Source organism: uncultured Acetatifactor sp. (assembly GCF_948601915.1).
Taxonomy (GTDB): domain Bacteria; phylum Bacillota; class Clostridia; order Lachnospirales; family Lachnospiraceae; genus Acetatifactor.
Genome location: NZ_CAPDXS010000042.1, coordinates 18,080 through 34,355, shown reverse-complemented (window position 1 = coordinate 34,355; position 16,276 = coordinate 18,080). Strand labels below are relative to the sequence as shown.

11 protein-coding genes are annotated in these 16,276 nt (G+C 55.0%); 10 read left to right on the top strand and 1 reads right to left on the bottom strand.

What is annotated here, in order from left to right; genetic code table 11:
* The first annotated feature begins 138 nt into the window (after positions 1-138).
* Both Q2B33_RS09310 and Q2B33_RS09305 read left to right on the top strand, forming a co-directional pair.
* Positions 139-1,047 carry an AP2 domain-containing protein gene (locus Q2B33_RS09310; protein WP_300572110.1) on the top strand — a complete coding sequence of 303 codons (909 nt, stop codon included), beginning with the start codon at positions 139-141 and terminating at the stop codon, positions 1,045-1,047.
* The gene (locus Q2B33_RS09305; protein ID WP_300815780.1) at positions 1,044-2,264 is read left to right on the top strand and encodes a BTAD domain-containing putative transcriptional regulator; all 1,221 of its coding nucleotides are present in this window, start codon (positions 1,044-1,046) and stop codon (positions 2,262-2,264) included. Before Q2B33_RS09310 ends, Q2B33_RS09305 begins: the two co-directional genes overlap by 4 nt.
* 223 nt (positions 2,265-2,487) lie before the next feature.
* Here the strand turns inward: Q2B33_RS09305 and Q2B33_RS09300 are convergent, their stop codons facing one another.
* Positions 2,488-2,793, bottom strand: a complete 306-nt coding sequence (locus tag Q2B33_RS09300; protein ID WP_300572106.1) for a type II toxin-antitoxin system RelB/DinJ family antitoxin — start codon at positions 2,791-2,793, stop codon at positions 2,488-2,490.
* Positions 2,794-2,985: 192 nt separating this feature from the next.
* Between Q2B33_RS09300 and Q2B33_RS09295 the strand changes: the two genes are divergently transcribed.
* The 8 genes from Q2B33_RS09295 (at position 2,986) to Q2B33_RS09260 (ending at position 16,269) form a co-directional block, all read left to right on the top strand.
* Entirely contained in the window at positions 2,986-3,363 is a 378-nt protein-coding gene (locus Q2B33_RS09295) for a hypothetical protein (RefSeq protein WP_300572104.1), read from the top strand.
* Positions 3,364-3,380: 17 nt separating this feature from the next.
* A complete protein-coding gene (locus tag Q2B33_RS09290; protein ID WP_300822818.1) occupies positions 3,381-9,614 on the top strand; it encodes a SpaA isopeptide-forming pilin-related protein in 6,234 nt (2,077 codons plus the stop codon).
* Positions 9,615-9,765: 151 nt separating this feature from the next.
* Positions 9,766-11,490: an isopeptide-forming domain-containing fimbrial protein gene (locus tag Q2B33_RS09285; protein WP_300572100.1), complete on the top strand. Its 1,725-nt coding sequence runs from the start codon at positions 9,766-9,768 to the stop codon at positions 11,488-11,490.
* 171 nt (positions 11,491-11,661) lie between these two features.
* Entirely contained in the window at positions 11,662-12,693 is a 1,032-nt protein-coding gene (locus Q2B33_RS09280) for a class C sortase (RefSeq protein WP_300572098.1), read from the top strand.
* Positions 12,674-13,690 (top strand): class C sortase, encoded by a 1,017-nt coding sequence (locus Q2B33_RS09275; RefSeq protein WP_300572096.1) that lies wholly within the window; start codon positions 12,674-12,676, stop codon positions 13,688-13,690. Before Q2B33_RS09280 ends, Q2B33_RS09275 begins: the two co-directional genes overlap by 20 nt.
* Positions 13,635-14,891 (top strand): DUF5979 domain-containing protein, encoded by a 1,257-nt coding sequence (locus Q2B33_RS09270; protein ID WP_300791681.1) that lies wholly within the window; start codon positions 13,635-13,637, stop codon positions 14,889-14,891. The genes Q2B33_RS09275 and Q2B33_RS09270 overlap by 56 nt, the downstream gene beginning before the upstream one ends.
* A 12-nt stretch (positions 14,892-14,903) precedes the next feature.
* Positions 14,904-15,464, top strand: a complete 561-nt coding sequence (locus Q2B33_RS09265) for a hypothetical protein (RefSeq protein WP_300572092.1) — start codon at positions 14,904-14,906, stop codon at positions 15,462-15,464.
* The gene (locus Q2B33_RS09260) at positions 15,457-16,269 is read left to right on the top strand and encodes a hypothetical protein (RefSeq protein WP_300572090.1); all 813 of its coding nucleotides are present in this window, start codon (positions 15,457-15,459) and stop codon (positions 16,267-16,269) included. The genes Q2B33_RS09265 and Q2B33_RS09260 overlap by 8 nt, the downstream gene beginning before the upstream one ends.
* The last annotated feature ends 7 nt before the right edge of the window (positions 16,270-16,276 follow it).

Genomic DNA, 16,276 nt, shown 5'->3' with positions numbered 1-16,276 from the left:
TACGCCCAAAGCCTTTTTGGCATCTCCGTTTCTCCATGTCGCAGAGCGCGGCCCTTTGCGTCATCCCGGAGGGATTTCTTATACCCAAAATGCGGGAGCGTTATGCGATATGGAGGAGCAAGAAAAGAGGGGATACTTTTGGGCGAGATTCAGATAGGCTACCAGGTGGGCAGGCTCACCGTGGAGGAGCCCACCGGCCGGCGCAAAAGCGGCTACATGGTCTGGAGATGCCGCTGCGGCTGCGGCGGGGAGATCTTCCTGGACACCCGCTGCCTACGGCGGGGCACAGTGCGGGACTGCGGCTGCGGCACCCTGGTGCGGCCCGGCCAGCGGGACATCACAGGAGAACGGTTCGGCAGGCTTGTGGCCGTCAGACCTACCGAAGGCCGGGGACGCAACGGGGACACCATGTGGCTGTGCCGCTGCGACTGCGGCAACGAAGTGACTGCGGAGCTGGGCAGGCTCACCGGCGGCTCCCGGAAGAGCTGCGGCTGCCTGTCCCACCCGCCCCTGAAGGAATTTCAGGGAAAACGCTTCGGCAGGCTCACCGTGGTGGAATACGCCGGCAAGGAGGGCGGGATGCACCGATGGAAATGCGTCTGCGACTGCGGCAGGGAGACCACCGTGGGCCAGAGCCTGCTCCAGACCGGCAAGACCAGGAGCTGCGGCTGCCTCCAGGCCGTGACCTACCGGGACAACCTGAAGCTGATGGAGGGCACTTCCGTCACCATGCTCCAGGCCGTGAAGAGCGGACGGCTGCTGAAATCCAACACCAGCGGCCACAACGGCGTGTACTACGACAAGCGGAGGAACCTGTGGGTGGCGCAGATCACCTTCCAGGGCAGGACGAAGTACCTGGGCGCCTTCCACGAGCTGGAAAGCGCGGTGAGAGCCAGACAGGCGGGGGAGGAGATCTACGATGCGTTCCTGGAACGGGTGGGGATGGCCGAAGGCGGCGGGACAGGCGAGGATGCTTCAGGGGAAGGAGGAGACCGGAAGCAGGGCCCGGGCGGAAAGAGCCCCCGGACGGATGTCTGCGGCAGATGAATATGGAAAAAAGGAATGTCTTACACTTTGGCCTGCTGGGTGCGTTCACCTGCGGCGGCACAGAGGAGGAGAGGGCCAGGAACGGGCCGATGCTTGGAAAGCTAGGGAAGAAGGCCCTGTCTTTCCTGCAGTACCTGGTAGTGAACCATGGCCGGAACATCTCCTCGGAGGAGCTGATAGAACAGTTCTGGGGGGACAATAGCAGCGACCCGGCCAACGCCCTGCGGAACATGCTCTTTAAGGTGCGCAGCCTCCTGAAAGCCATGTTCCCGGAACAGGGGAAAGTGTTCCTGACCCTTCCGGACGGCTACGCCTGGAGTCCGGGAGTCCGCCTGGAGCTGGATACGGAACGGATGGAGTCGGACTGTCTGGAGTCCAAGCGGGCCGCCGGGGAGGAGAGGTGTGGGCTGCTGGGCCGGGCGGCATCCCTCTACAGAGGGGATTTCCTGTCCGGCAACGACTCGGACTGGGCCAGGAGCCAGCGGCAGTACTATCGGACTCTCTATCTGGACGCCTGCCAGGCCCTGCTCCCCATGTATTACAAAAAGGAACAGTGGATGGAGCTATTGGCGGTCTGCGGCCAGGCATACAGTGTGGACTTCAGCATAGAGGATTTCACGGCCTACCAGATGCAGGCCCTCATCGCGCTGGGCAAGGCGGGGCAGGCTGTGGAGAAATACGAAAGCTTCCGGGACAGGATGCTCCAGGAATACGGCATGCCGCCTACAGAGCGCATCGAACAGCTCCACACCCTGGCGGCAGGCCTGCGCAAGACGGGAGTTGACTACGAGGATATCTTCAAACTGGTGTGCGAGGGGGAAGAGGATTCCCATGCGTTCTTCTGCACCTTCGCCACTTTCCAGAGCATCGTGGCCCTGGAACGGCGGCACATGTCCCGCTCCGGGCAGACCTCCTCCCTGGTCATCATCAGCCTGGGCCGGGGAGCGGTGCCCACCACGGACGGCAGGAGACTGGAGCGCATTCTGCTGGAGAAGCTGCGGACAGGAGACCCCATCGCCAGGCTGGAGGCCGGATCCTACATCCTGATGCTGACGGGAGCCGACGAGGAGAACGCCAGGCTGGTGGCCAGCCGCATCGACTGCGCGTTCCACAGAACGTATCGGCATTCCACTGCGAAGCTGAGTTACAGGGTGGTGAATCTGGGGACAGGGAAAAGGGCGGAATCGTATACTGCAGACCGCCAGGATTTACAGTAGTGTCTCCGGGAAAGTACCTGGCTGGCGGTCTACAGTCGGGTTGCACTGCAAATTTAACCGGTGTGCAGTATAAATACAGTGAAACTCCATAAAAGGGATGCCGCGGCGCTAAAGCCAGTGACATCCCTTTTTGGAATCAAACGGCTGACTACTGCTTGAATAACAGCTGCTATTATTGACCGTAAATCATTGTCTGCTTGCGCTGTCAATTCAACAGAAAAAGTCATAGATTATAGTCCTTGCGAATATCGGCAAAGGCCTGTCGCGCGTCTTTGGTTCGTCCCGCGCTCATATCCGCATATCCTTTCTCCAGTTCTGCGTTGATTTGCTCTTCAGATAAGGTGCTTATATCCACAGGACTAGCCGTTGGAATTTTCACATCGAAGGGAAGCCCGCGGCGCATGATGATTTGTTTATAAAACATATTGATGGCGTTTGAAGCCGGGATGCCAAGTGCCGATAAGATGCGCTCTGCCTGCTCCTTTACATCCGGTTCTATCCTTGCGTATAAATTTGCGGATTTTGACATAGTCATGAACTCCTTTCATAGCGATATGGACTTAGTACGACTTCATCATATTACATTGTACGCACAAGAGCAATGCTTTTTCGAGAATATTTACCGGAAATTTGTGCCGCTTTTCTGATGAAAACTAACAGCCAGCTAACAGATGGCTGGTAAAGTAGGAACCGTAATCAACAGGAAGAGGTGGGCAAGGGCATGATGCTTCGAGGGAAAATGACCCCCTGCCAGAGCCGGGAGGCGCTGGTCACGGTAATGTCCTACCGCAACGGTATCATGGATGGCTGTCTGCAGCATCCGCGGTTGGATCAAAAAGTGAATATCGAAAGCCTGTCGCAGCTGATTCTGATTCTGAACAGCCTGTTGGATCTAGAGGACTGCCCCGGATGCCCGCTGCCCCTCGTCAGGGGGGATGGAGACGCCGGGACGCACATGGCGGCCTTCCGGATACAGATTCTCTTCCGGGAGCACTACACCTGGCAGGGCAGGCTGATATGGCAGGATGAAGACATAGAGACCGTATTCCACAGCAGCATTGAGCTGATGCAGCTGATTGATGAGATTCTGGGAGAATGAAAAGGAGGACGAAGCATATGAAACTCCATGTAGACAAGAAGAAAAGAGGAGCCATCCGGAAGTATCTGAGCATCCTGCTGGTGGTATGCATAGTGCTCTCCAACGGGTCTACGTATGTGGCAGCCAGCGCTGGCGGGGAAGACGGACATCAGCATGTTGATGGATGCTATGGCAGATTGGCTGTCTGCGAGCTGGCAGAGCATGGGGACGACTGCTACCAGGAGCGGCTGGTGTGCGGACAGGATGGAAGCGACGGCCATGCCCACGACGGAAATTGCTACGGAGAGGTCTCAATGGCTGGCTGCGGGATGGAGGAGCATAATGAGGGCTGCTACAAAAAGGTGCTGGCCTGTGGATATGGAGATGGGACATATGATGTGGCTGCGTTCTCCGAGACAGAGGGTGTGCAGGAGGCAGTGGATTCGGAGGAGAATGGTTCGGACGGCGCGACCGTAGAGGATATGCCCCAGGCAACGGATGGGCAGGAGCCTGCGGAGGCAGGGGACGGCGATGGAGCTGGAGACATGGATGAGCCGGAAGCGGATGTGCCCTCTGGCGGTAGCGTAGCAACGGAGCCTGAGGAGACGGGAACACCTGAAGAGAGCGCCGGGCCAGTCCAGCCTGAGGAGACGGGAACACCTGAAGAGAGCGCCGGGCCAGTCCAGCCTGAGGAGACGGGAGCGCCTGAAGAGAGCGCCGGGCCAGCCCAGCCTGAGGAGACGGGAACACCTGAAGAGAACGCCGAGCCAGTCCAGCCTGAGGAGACGGGAGCGCCGGAAGAGAGCGCCGGGCCAGCCCAGCCGGAGACCACAGAGAAGCCAGAAGATATAGCCGATTCTGAGCAGACAGCTTCCCCGGCTCCCGATGAGAGCGGGGAAGCTTCGGAGCCGTCCACAGAGAACCCGGAAGAACAGCCCATTGCATTTGACAAGGATGAATGGAAGCTGATCTGTGACGAGGTGCACGAGCATGCTGAGGCTTGCTATCAGCGTCTGCTTTGCGGATTAAAAGGGCATAGACATATCGAGGAATGCTACGATGAAGAGCAGAACCTGATTTGCGGGATGGATGAGCACGAACATAGTGATATATGCCTGTTGGCTTTAGAGGATCAGCAGAAGATAAAAGAGCTGAATGAGCTGATTGCGGCGCTGCCGAGCCAGGAGGAGATTGCGGAGAAGATTGGAATCTACGAGGGATCGGAAGAAGCGGGAGGCACAGAGGGCACGCCGGGCGAAGAGGCTTATGCCGCATACATGACGGCTCTGATGGCACAGGTGCAGGAAGCCTACGAGGCCTATCTGGCGCTGGACGAGGAACTGAGGGAATATGTGGAGGGCGCGGAGTACCTGCTTGCACTGAGCGGCATGTTCAGCGGAATGACGCTGGAGGAGCCAGTATGGGAGCCCATGGGGCCGGATGAAGCCTATGTAAATGAAATCAAGATAACCGGCATCAAGACCGGATCGGCTCCCTTTGATAAAACGGAAGGTCAGGGCAACGATACTACGGCGGATGACAAAATTGTCCGCACCTTTGATACGGTCACTTATAATTTTACGGCGAACATGATATCCTGGAATGCTTCCGAAAGCTACAGCAGGGCCAGGGTCAAGCTGGAATTCGTTCTGCCGCTGACGGAAAAAGAGGCGGTATTCGACCAGACGGCCATGGCCTGGATGGATCAGACTGAAGGATACAAACCCGTGCTTACGACGGAGATGCGTACAATCAATGGCACGGAGAGGAAGTGCCAGGTGCTGACCTGCTACAAATGGCTGCTTCCCTCCACCGGCAATCAGTCGGTTGTGCCCGGCGATTTCGGCGAGAATGTGACCATCAATGTCCTGGCGATGAAAAACAACGAGGAATTCGCTCCCATCATCAGCGCGGCCATGGAAGGAGGCGCATGGGACGGAACATGTGAAAAGGAAGGACATACGATTGACGGCCAGCCTGCGGTGGAGAAAAAGACCGTCACTGCGGAGCCGGTAAAGGTAACGGCTGCTCCCAAGTATAATATCCACATAGAAGAAAGCGCCTCCTATAAAGACGACTTCCAGTTCCAGGGCGATGAGGCCTGGATGGCTCAGTATGGGAACGTGGCTGCCAATACGGATATTGTCGAGCCTGTCCCCGGCCGTATCATGAAACTGGGCATTACACTGCAGCTTTACAATGACAATGAAGCCAAGGGACTGAAAGGTATCGAACTGCCTACGGGGGATATTACCTTTGACTTGGAGGTATCCTCCAGATATACAATCAATACACCGGCATCGGGCACTGCTTATAATCCAAAAGATGTGATTGACACCAGTAACGAATATCGGCCCCTTCTGTGGAGCTATGGCCAGAACTGGTGGAGAACATATGGAGAACAGAATACGGATGGCCGTGTGCTTTACGATTCACTGGCCTGTTCTCCGCATGCACCGTACAGTGCATGGTACTCTGATAATGATGACACCAACTGCTGTTACCGAAGTGGAACATGGAATGCGGTACAGGAGAGAGAGACGGGGACGATTCATATCACAGTCAGCGGCTATGAAATCAATCCGGATCAGATGCCGATTATCAACGGTGACAAATCCAGCGGAAGCTACGGCAAGAACGTAGGATGCTTTTCCTCCGGAGCCATCTGGATCGTCCAGCCGTTTAATACCATAACCGCCGGTACGGAGCATGGCAAGGAGCCATACTATGATGTGGTAAATACGTATGGGCAGGGTGCTTTTGCCACAACGGTGAAAGACGTGGATCTGAGAGCCACTACCTTAAGCGGAGCTACGGTGGAGCAGGGAGTAAGCGGCTTTGTGCAGATGGTGACGGATGATGATGATAAGACCCGTACCCTGGAGCTGACCCTTCCCGGCATCCTGCAGAACAGGGTTCGCTATGCCTCCGCCACAAATCCTAAAAGTGAGGGCTCCGGAGTGCGTGATAACCGGGACGGTAGCGACTATGCCGCGGTAGGGGCGGATTTGTATCTGATGGGCGGCTTCTCTTATAACGCAAAGAGGGAGGAGGACAATCAGCTTTACCTGGGAACGAACCTGACCAAGTTTTATGGAAGCGCCATAGAGTTGGACGATACTGACTGGTTTACTGACTTCAGTGGGGGCGCAAGCCTTAATGGAGAATGGCAGGGTGACGGTGTAAAACAGAATATACGAATCCGCTATGCTACAAAACCGGACGGAAAGGACTGGGCGAATGATAAGGAGCTTCTGACCACCTATGAAGAGAATCTTGTATTTTATGAAAGCCTGGATGACATACCTGATGGCCATATTTGTTTGGGGATTCTGTTCACCTTCATCGGGCCAGGTGCGCCGGTAGATGCAAGCGATCCATATTACATTTGTTTCCATAAGGCAAAAGTAAGAGGCGATGCGGATCTGACAGGGAAGACCTTTATGCTGGCTTCCACATCCCGTGTCTGGACGAAGGGAATGTATGAGCATGATAAGCATAATCCGGAGAATATTCCGGACTGGACAGAGGAGAGCACATGTCTTTCCAGCTTCCCGGCCCATGACTGGCATTACAAGAGCGCAAATATAGAAGGTTCTACAGAATATATAAAAGAAACCTATAAACCCGACGGAAGCGGTATCTGCGGTACCCACAACTCCGACTGGTCCCACTGGGGCGATACCCTGCTGGTGATTGGCTATAAGACGAAGGTTTCCAAATATCTGACGCAGAAAGATAACAACAATCAGGATAAGAAGACCTTCAATCTGGACGCGGATCAGAGAGTGGTGGACTTCAGGCTGGAACCGGGGACCTATTATGATCAGCCGGGAACATTTAAAAATACCACTACGGTTACGATTGTAGACACCCTGCCGAAGTATCTGACTTACAGAGCGGGTTCCGCTTACTTTGGAGGGGCATATGAGCAGACTTCGGTAAATGGAGGCACCCAGGGAAGCATCATTGAGGATACGTCGCCCGATGCGAAATTCCCGATCCCGGCATTGAAGGAGCCAGACGTGGTTAACAATGCGGACGGGACACAGACCCTGACCTGGAAGCTACAGGACGTGGAGATTGGTACTCCCATGGCTCCCATTTACTATTCGGCGGATATCGGCGCCAAAGGCAATCCGGATGAGGATGTGCCTACCGGTACGACGAATCTGCAGAATCAGGTATATATAGCGGCTCCCGGCGATTTGCGCGACCCGCTGACAACCGGAGAGAAGCATTCGGAAGTGGGCATCGCCGTGACCCGGGGCAGCGCCAGCTCCTTCGGCAAGTACACGAAGCAGAAGGTAGTGGATGAGGACGGCCAGATTGACTATGTGGTTTATTACAACAATAACGCGGAGACGGGCACCTCATTGACGATCATGGACACCATGCCCATGAATGGGGAAAACGGCAGCCACTTTACCGGCACTTATACCTTTACGGAGTGGAAGCTTGATCCGGCGAAATGCGATGTTGAGAAGATTAAGATTTATTACACCTTCGATACAAAATATAAAAATAAAACTACGAAGGATGTAAAAAGAGAGGAAATCGTAACCTGGAGAGAGGCAGCTATTAACGCAGACGGAACCATAACAATACCGACGGAAGCGGATGGCGCTACAAAAGAACAGCCCTACCCGGTAGCCTGGGCAGTGGTCGGAACACTGGATTCCGGACAGAGCGTCAATATTGACCTGAAGCTCCAGCTGGATCCGGGAGCATCAGACGCGGACAAAAAGGAGAATAACTATTTTGTCAATCTCCTTTCCAGCGGCGATACCACCACGACCACAGAGACGCCTACGGTCAGACGTACCCTGGAGGGCTTGACCTGGATGGATTACAACCGGGACGGCATACAGGACGACCCCAATACGGAGGTTCGGATTTCAGGTATTAAGGTAGAACTCTTGAGACTGAGAGAGGGGGTGAGCCCGGAGCACGAGAACTCCTATGAAAATGTCTGCTATCCCAATACGGATAATCCGATTTCCGTTGAAACCGGAAAACAGATTAGCGTGCGCGCGGAAAGCGCGGACAAAGCCGTTGATTATGAGACTGGGCGTTACAAGTTTACGGATTTGCCAGCAGGAATCTACGCGGTGCGGTTTACGGACGGCAGCGGCGCTACGAAGATTACGGATTTAAGCGCTACCAGTACAGACAGCGGTACGGATGACACCCGGGATTCGGATACGTTCGCTTCCCGTGACGAGACGGGCAAGCTGGTGAAGACCCTCATTCTGAATCTGGAAATGCCAAAGGCAGAGAATATGAGTGTTTCCCTGTTCGAATCTCCGTTCCATGACAGTGGATTCTATCCTGAGACGAAGATGACGCTTCAGAAAGTGGGCGAGAGTGGAGAAGCCTTGGTTGGTGCTATATTTACGATTCAGGACGATTCAGGAAAGACGCTTTCCTTTATCTATGACGAGGAGAGAGGATACACGCTCTACGACGAAGAAGGGGAAGAGTCCCGGAAAGGGAAATGCTATATCGCGCTGGCATCTAATCCTTATTATGTGATAGGCATTAACGGAACTGCTGACGGGTCTCTGCCAATCCTGCAGAACCGGACTGGCAACGCCAATCAGCTGTTTGAAGTGCGGCAGGATGGAGAGCTTTACAGCTTCCGCAATATGGCCAGCGGGAAATGGCTGGATTTGGATGGTGGTAATCTGCGGGATGGAGCCAAAGTCCATGTCTGGAGTAACACTGAACCCAATGAAAACCAGAAGTGGTATGTCACAGACTGGGATGCAGGATCTCGTATTTCCACATCTACAGGACAGAAAGATGTGTGGTGTCTGGATCTTAATGCTGCTACGGCACAGGAAAATCAAAAGATTCATTTGTGGTCCTATAACGAAACTCCCGCACAGAAATGGGTGCTGATTCCTGTAGGAATCACTGCGGATACGCAGACCGATTTGAACGTGGACAGCGCAGGCGGCGTGACCATAAATAACCTGAAACCAGGCAACTACACCATTAAGGAGCTGAAATCTCCCACAGGGCATTCCCTGTTAAACAGACCGGTTGCGTTCACGGTACAGGGAGACGGCCATATAGAGGTGGTCGATTCCACAATGGCAAGTGTTGATTCTGCAGACAACACTGTGTTGAGAATCAAAAATGTTAAGCTGTACGCACTGCCCTCCACCGGGGGCTCCGGCACCGGGACTTATGCGGCTGCAGGTACGCTGCTGATGCTGTGCTCTCTGCTGTATGCCTTTTGCGGCAGGAAGAAGAAAGTCGTATAAATCTAGTATAATCGGCTTCTTCCGCCCCTGGGGCGGGAGAGCTGGTCTATATAAAAAACATGAGGGAGGTGCGAAGAAGGATAGGAGAAAAGTTTACGCACAAATGTAACTGTAAATCGTGGGCATTGCCCATAAAAGAAAGGAAGAGAATATGAAGAAAATGAAGAAGATTTTAGCCATGCTTTTGGCAGTGGTGATGGTCATGGGGATGAGTCTGACCGTGTTTGCGGAAGAGAGCGGCACGACAACAGGTACTAAGCCAACAGATGGAGACAAATTGAGTGCCTCGGTGACGAACATTAAGCAGGAAGGCGTTACGGTAAAGGCTTATCAGGTGGTAAAGGCGAATTACAATGATAATGGCTTTACCGGATATTCCTGGGTGGATGCGACAGGCTATAATGCCGAGGGAGATGGCCATAGGGATTTGTTCACTAACGTTACTGGAGCGGATAATAAATCCGTTAAAACACTTAATATTGATCAGGATACGATTGTAGCACTTGCGAATATGGCAAAGAACAGTGCTTTGGGAGAAGGAATTCCCATGATTGCCACTTCAACAGGGGGTACTACTTATACAGCAGAATTGCCTGCAGGCAGCTATGTTGTTCTTGTGACAGGTTCTAATGATATTATCTACAATCCAATGCTGGTTGGCGTTTATTACACCACGACAGGGGCCGGAAACGACAATGCACTGGTGACAGAAGAGTTAGATGCCACGAGCAACTGGACATTGCTTGCACAGAATGGCTTTGTAAAGTCTTCCGAGCCTAAGGTGGAGAAGACGATTGTAGATTCTGGAAGCGGGAACGACCATGGCGATGACGTTGCCATTGGCGATACTGTATCATTCAGGATTGATACACAGATGCCTTCTTACAGTGCCCAGTACACGGATCCCAAGTTCAATATAAGCGATATCATCAGCGAAGGACTGACCTATAAGGCAGATACGCTTAAGGTTTATGAAAAGACTGAGACGGCAGAGGGAGAGGAAACGCTGACGGAAATCTCAGAGGAGAACTATACGGTTAATCCGGCCTTTACACCTGACAGCAAGACATTCAAAGTAATCTTTGCAACTGCCTATATCAAAGCGAATCAGAACCAATACATTGTCATCAAGTATGATGCCGAATTGAACGAGAAGGCAGGAATCAACTTTGATGCCAACACGAATACCGCAAAGCTTGAGTACAGCAATAATCCTGAACCCGAGGCAAATTTGAAGGAAAAAGAAGATACCACATACCACTACACCTTTGGTATCGATGCGGCTCTGAACGGCTCCGATAGCGAGAAGACCCAGGAACTGTATAAGCTGGATGAAAACGGCACAGCAGTTGTTGAGGGTGAGACAGTTACCGTTACAAGCCCTCTGGAGGGTGCAAAGTTTGAACTTCGGAAAAAGAACGAAGATGGGTCTTTAGATGCATCACATGTTTATGCGGCTACCTCGGGGAAGGATGGCAGCCTGAGCTTCACTGGCCTGGATGCCGGCAAATATGTGCTGGTTGAGACAGAGGCACCTGCAGGCTATTCCCTTGACCCCAAAGAGCATGATGTGGAGATTACAGCCGAGTATTATACAAAGCCGGAGGAAAATAAGGGGAAACTGAAATCTTATACAATCAAGATTGATAATGAAGCGACTTCCACTTATACAGCAACCTATACGTCCTCTGAGGGAACGAAAGTAACGACTATCGATAAGACTCAACTGGGTGTTACCGGAATCAAGAACACCAAACTGGCCCAGCTTCCCTCCACCGGCGGCATCGGTACCACAATCTTCACCATCGGCGGCTGCGCCATCATGATCATTGCAGCAGGCCTCTTCTTCGCCACACGCAGAAAGGCTGAGAAATAATAGGCAAACTGCTACATACGAAAGATAAGCACTGGCTCTGGGAAGCGTCCGCAATACGCGCCCCGGTCAAAGTACCAAAGATGAAATCAGGTTCCGTTCAGGCAGTCTCGGCTGCCTGGACGGTCCTTGAAAATGAGAGATGCAATACATACAACAACAAGGAGAGCCCGGATGAAAAACAAGCTCATAAAATTCATATTTCCCCTGCTTTTCCTGGCTGGTCTGTCCCTGCTGCTGTATCCCCTCATCTCCAACGAATGGAACGATTATCGTCAGAGCAAGCTGATTTCCACCTACGATGAGGAGGTGGCGGTACAGTCCTCTGAGGGGAAAATCGATTACGCGGGGGAGAAGGCGGCTGCGCTGGCCTACAATGAAAACTTATTGCCCTATGTGCTCCCGGATTCCTTTGCCGAGGCGGCCAGCCGGGAAGAACCCAGTGAAGAATACATGTCCTGCCTGAATCTCACCGGGGACGGCATGATGGGCTATGTGGAGATCCCGAAGATAGGCGTGAAGATTCCCGTCTACCACACCACGGACGAAGACGTGCTGGAAAGGGCGGCGGGACATCTGGAGGGGAGCTCCCTGCCGGTAGGCGGCGAGGGCACCCATGCGGTGATATCGGCCCACAGGGGCCTGCCCAGCGCGGCCCTGTTCACGGATTTGGACCAATTGGCAGAGGGAGACTATTTCTTCCTCTCCGTGCTGGACGACCGCCTCTGCTACATGGTTGACCACATATCCATAGTAGAACCCTCGGATACCAGCGGCCTGGCCGCAGAGGAGGGGACAGACCTGGTGACATTGATGACCTGTACGCCCTATGGCGTGAACAGCCACCGCCTACTGGTGCGGGGGAGCCGGGTGGACTTCGAGGACATAGAGGATATAGAGGTGGCCATGGCGGCATACTCCGGCCCCAGCATCCATACCAATTATCTGCTGTGGGTTGTGGTGGGGCTGGCGGTTACCGGAGCGTTCATCCTTTTCCTCTATCTCTATGACAGGAGACGGAGGAACCTGGCAGCAGGAGCCGGGAGGAAATCCGGGACGGATGACTGCGGGGAGGCCGGGAGCCGCCCGGAGGCTTCCTCGGCGGCAGAAAGCCATAAAGGCTGGCGCGAGGACTGGCCGGAAGGGGAACCGGAGGGCTGGAAGAACGACTGGCCGGAGGAGCAAGATGAAAAGAAAACTGATTAACCTGCTGTTCGCCCTGATATTCCTCATAGGCTTGGGGATATTCGCCTACCCCGCCGTGTCCGACCAGTGGAACGCCTACCGCCAGAGCAAGCTGATTTCCACCTACGAGGAGGTGGTGGCGGAGCTGGAGCCGGAGGACTACAGCAGGGAATGGGGAGCGGCCCATGCCTTCAATGATGCTTTTGCCCAGAACGACTTCACTGGCGATGCATTTGGCGGGGAAAGCCCGGAGGGAGACGTCAGATTGGAGGACACGGAATACTGGAAAGTCCTGAATGCCGCAGGGAGCGGGGTCATGGGGTATCTTACCATCCCGAAGATAGACATCCGGCTGTCCATCTATCACGGCACGGCGGACGACATCCTCCAGACAGGCATCGGGCATGTGAGCGGAACCAAGCTGCCCATCGGCGGGGACGGAACCCACTGCGTTCTGGCGGCCCACAGGGGACTGCCCAGCGCCAGGCTGTTCACGGATCTGGACCAGATGGAGCCGGGGGATCGGTTCTATATCCATATATTAGATGAAGTGCTTGCCTATGAGGTGGACAATATCCTGCCCATGATAGACAAGGACGACCTGGAAGCCCTCACCGGAGCCATGCAGGTGGTTCCGGGGGAGGACTATGTGACATTGCTGACCTGCACGCCCTACGGCGTGAACTCCCACCGCCTCCTGGTGCGCGGGAGCCGCACGGCCTACAGCGGCGAGGAGGAGCCGGAGGAGAAGACCCCGGTGGGGAATATGGTGGAATCCATCCAGAGCTACTATATGCTCTACCTGGTACTGATACTGGCCATGATCATACTGATGGGCATCTTCAGCATGGCATGGAAGAGGGGCATTCCATGGAAGAAGAGCATTCCATGGAAGAAGAGCATTCCAGGCAAAAGTGTAGGAAAGAAAAAAGACTCGAAGCGAGGGAGGGAGGAACATGCGCATGAGAAGATGGAAGAGGAGCATCCCATGGAAGAAGGGCATTCCATGGAAGAATAGCATTCCATGGAAGAATAGCATTCCATGGAAGAATAGCATTCCATGGAAGAAGAGCATTCCGACGAAAAGCATCCCGGGGAATAGGATTCTGGCGGGCATCGGCCTGCTGTCCCTGGTATTGGCTGCCGTCCTGTGCAATGTGCCCCGGGCGCAGGCTGCCCTGCGGGTGGATATGGCGGAAAGGGGCGCTTTAGCCCTGAGGCTGCCGGCAGACGATGACTCAGCGGGCATGGCCATGGACATGGCCCGAATCAAAGGAAGCGGAGGCACCGCTGACGGAGAGCTGGACGTACATGCGTGGAAGCTGGCGGACATGCTGGAGACAGGTAGGTATCGACTCTCGGAGGAGTTCGGGAACCTGAGCGTAACGGAGGATGGCTGGCAGGAGATGTCCGTAACGGAGGCTGGCTGGAAGAACCTGTCCGCAGCCGCCATGGCTCTGATCTATGAGCTGGACGAGGACGGGAATCCTGTGGGAGAACCAAGGATACCGGCCACATATGAAAGCACCGTCCATGTGGGTCAGGACGGCTCCATCGCGGAGCCGGAGACCTTCGCCGATATGGATCTGGGCCTGTACCTGATTGTGGTGGACGAGGCGAAAAGCCCGAAGTATACGTACACCTTTACCCCCATCATCGTATCCCTGCCCTGGTCTCTGTACCAGTACGACGGCACTGCGGACGACACCTGGCAGTATACCAGAGAGGCAGTCCTCAAGCCCGCCCAGGAGCTGCGCTATGGCAGCATCCGGATCACCAAGGAGCTGACGGAGTACAATGCTTCCCAGGGGGATGCGACCTTCGTCTTCGATGTGGTGGCCAGGGAGAGCGCTGACGAGGATGCGGAAATTGTCTACAGTAATGTAGTCTCCCTCACCTTCTCGGCAGTGGGCATCCAGGAAGCCGTCCTGGAGCACATCCCGGCGGAGGCGGTGGTGACGGTGACGGAGGTGTACAGCGGCGCCAACTGTCAGATTACCGTGTCCGATGACGAGAGCAAGTCCGTGATAGCGGACGGAGAGGATGGAGGCCCCATCACCTTTTCCTTCGAGAACGAATATGACGAGGACAGCAAGAGCGGGTACGGCGTAGAGAACCGGTTCCGCTACGACACGGAGCAGAACACTTATCAGTGGACCACCGACCGCCAGGACGTCAGCGGGACGGTAGCCGAGAGCGAAGCAGGGGCGGAAAGGTAGGAGGTGGCGGACATGAAGCGGACGAAGAGGACAGTATGTACGGCTGCCATTGCGCTGGCCCTTGTGGCGGGAACCTCCGTGGGCAGCGCGAAGGCCTATTTTACCACATTTGCCACGGCCAGGGGAGGCCATCAAATCACAGTGGCCCCCAGATCCCAGATTACCGAGCAGTTCTCTGACTGGACGAAGCACATCCGGCTGGGCAATACGGGAACCGCAGAGTGCTATGTCCGGGTGAAGGTCTTCGCGGGCAGCGCCTACGGGCTGGAATACAACGGCAGCGCGGGATGGCGGGACGGCGGGGACGGATACTGGTACTACGACGAGATCCTTCCGGTGGGAGGGGTTACGGAGAACCTGGACGTGAAGATCACATTGCCCACCGTGACGGTGCCGGACGGGAATCCCGAGACCACCCCGCGGCCCTATACGGAGGACTTCAACGTGGTGGTGATTCAGGAGTGCACGGCGGTGCTGTACGGGGAGGACGGCACGCCCTATGCGGATTGGGATTCGAAGCTGATTGCCAATGAGGACAGCTATGAATGGGAAGGAGGCCAGGCGGATGAGTGACGGAAGAAAGAGGAAAAAGATGGGCCTGGTCTCCGGCACGGCGGTACTGTTCGCCTCGGCCATCGGCCTGCTGTCCTTCAGCGCCATCGGCAGCACCCGGGCGGCCCTGACCTATTATTCGGAGACCTATACCGCCCAGATCGACGTCCAGAGCATCGGCGTGTCTCTGGTGGAGAACGGGGAAATCGTGAGCTACCGGGACTACACCCATGCGGACAATGTCTGGAACCAGGCATCCGGCCAGCTGCTGGCTCTCCCCGAGGGCGAGCAGTGGCAGGTGGGCAGGACATACCCGGAGAGCCTGAGAGTCAGGAACAGCGGTTCCATTGACGAATATGTCCGGGTGAAGCTGTACAAATACTGGGTGGACCAGGAGGGGCGCAAGCTACCCCATCTCTCCCCTGCTATGATCGATGTGCACCTGACGAATGACCATTGGATTGTGGACGACAGGACGACTACCGCTAAGATGTGGGAGGACGACCCCAGGGACGGCGAGCTGATCGTGCTGTATTATGACAGCCCCCTGGCAGCCGCGGGCGAGGGCGGCGTCTTCTATGAGACGGAGAGCTTCGTAGATTCCGTGACCATCAAGAATGATGTGATGACCAAGGTGACGGAGACCTATTCCACGGATGCCAACGGATGGACCACGGTCCGGACGGTGTATGACTACGAGGGGGCTTCCTTTGTTGTGGAGGCTGAGGTGGACGCAGTGCAGACCCACAATGCCCAGAGCGCCATCAAGAGCGCCTGGGGCGTGGATGTGGAGGTCGATGCGGATGGGACGTTACGGCTGAGATAGGAGGCTA

Excerpts from the sequence above, each read along its gene's own strand:
- Q2B33_RS09280 (WP_300572098.1), top strand. The coding sequence starts at position 11,662 with ATGAAAAACAAGCTCATAAAATTCATATTTCCCCTGCTTTTCCTGGCT.
- Q2B33_RS09300 (WP_300572106.1), bottom strand. The coding sequence starts at position 2,793 with ATGTCAAAATCCGCAAATTTATACGCAAGGATAGAACCGGATGTAAAG.
- Q2B33_RS09290 (WP_300822818.1), top strand. The coding sequence starts at position 3,381 with ATGAAACTCCATGTAGACAAGAAGAAAAGAGGAGCCATCCGGAAGTAT.
- Q2B33_RS09265 (WP_300572092.1), top strand. The coding sequence starts at position 14,904 with ATGAAGCGGACGAAGAGGACAGTATGTACGGCTGCCATTGCGCTGGCC.
- Q2B33_RS09285 (WP_300572100.1), top strand. The coding sequence starts at position 9,766 with ATGAAGAAAATGAAGAAGATTTTAGCCATGCTTTTGGCAGTGGTGATG.
- Q2B33_RS09295 (WP_300572104.1), top strand. The coding sequence starts at position 2,986 with ATGATGCTTCGAGGGAAAATGACCCCCTGCCAGAGCCGGGAGGCGCTG.
- Q2B33_RS09305 (WP_300815780.1), top strand. The coding sequence starts at position 1,044 with ATGAATATGGAAAAAAGGAATGTCTTACACTTTGGCCTGCTGGGTGCG.
- Q2B33_RS09275 (WP_300572096.1), top strand. The coding sequence starts at position 12,674 with ATGAAAAGAAAACTGATTAACCTGCTGTTCGCCCTGATATTCCTCATA.
- Q2B33_RS09260 (WP_300572090.1), top strand. The coding sequence starts at position 15,457 with ATGAGTGACGGAAGAAAGAGGAAAAAGATGGGCCTGGTCTCCGGCACG.
- Q2B33_RS09270 (WP_300791681.1), top strand. The coding sequence starts at position 13,635 with ATGAGAAGATGGAAGAGGAGCATCCCATGGAAGAAGGGCATTCCATGG.